We start from the raw sequence: 376 nt of genomic DNA on the forward strand, positions 1-376 counted from the left end.
GCATTGGGCGCCGGGACCCGGCCGCACCGATATCGTCTTCCAGTACACGGTCAAACCGGTCACAGGCTTTGCGCTGATCGACACCTGGCTCTCCGGCAAGGCCGGCGCCTTTCGCGATGCGCTGTCGCATCTCGCCCTGCCGGCGACGGCGCTCGCAATCTATGCGCTCGCCTCGATCGCCCGGCTGACGCGCTCGACGGTGCTGACCGAACTCGGCCAGGAATATGTCACCACCGCCAGAGCCAAGGGCGCCGGCATGCGCCGCGTCGTGCTCGTCCATGTCCTGCCGAACGTCGCCGGCACGCTGTTGACCGTCGTGGCGCTCGCCTATGCCAGCCTGCTCGAAGGCGCCGTACTGACCGAAACCGTCTTCGCT

At 67.6% G+C, this 376-nt stretch carries 1 protein-coding gene; it reads left to right on the forward strand.

The genetic code is table 11. From position 1 onward, the window contains the following. Positions 1–376 (forward strand): ABC transporter permease subunit (locus AC1D0P_RS31820; RefSeq protein WP_477680371.1); only part of this gene is annotated, 376 nt, incomplete at both ends.

This window comes from Polaromonas sp. P1_G2, from assembly GCF_056405515.1.